General features: G+C 43.5%; 1 pseudogene. It reads left to right on the top strand.

Annotation, left to right across the window (positions count from 1 at the left end):
• Positions 1-681: pseudogene (locus ACESK1_RS12550) on the top strand (excinuclease ABC subunit A); the annotation flags it as partial.

Here is a 681-nt window from a genome sequence, read left to right as displayed (position 1 = left end):
ATCAGGGAATTTTTAAATGCGAAAGGCATATCCAGCCCTACCTTAGCCGAATTACAAAAGGAAACATCTGAACCTGGTTCTGAACCTGAACGAGTTTCTCCAGATTCATTTCAGCCTAAACCGGGAGCATTAACCGTAGTGAGCAGAAAGACAACGCTAATACTGCAAAAGCTCTCCGCATCTTCAGAAAAAGAAGACTTAAAACTGCTCACGGTGTCCGATCAACCAATTGGTAAAACTCCCAGGAGCAATCCTGCAACCTATACCGGCCTGGCCGATAAAATTCGTGACCTCCTGGCAAAATCTCCGGAAGCGCAAGCTCTGAAGTTAGCTAAAGGAGCTTTTTCTTTCAATAACAAAAGCGGAAGATGCGAAGCCTGTGAAGGGGCGGGTGTGATCAGCCTTTCTATGAATGTGCTGGGCACTATTAATCAGGTTTGTCCCACCTGTAACGGCAAGAGGTTTAAGCCCGAAGTATTAAAGATACATTGGAATAATAAAAATATTGCAGAGATTTATAATCTCAGTATTGCGGAGGCTTTTAAATTCTTTTCCGGGGAAAAGAAGATTACCAAAATCCTTGCTTTAATGCTGCAATTAGGCCTGGGATATATCAAGCTCGGCCAGCCTTCAAACACGCTGTCTGGTGGTGAAGCGCAACGCATTAAACTTACTAAACAT

The sequence above is a fragment of the Salegentibacter sp. genome (assembly GCF_041642575.1).
Taxonomy (GTDB): Bacteria; Bacteroidota; Bacteroidia; order Flavobacteriales; family Flavobacteriaceae; genus Salegentibacter.
Note: the sequence above shows the minus strand (reverse complement) of the source record. Positions and strands in the feature narration are given on the sequence as shown.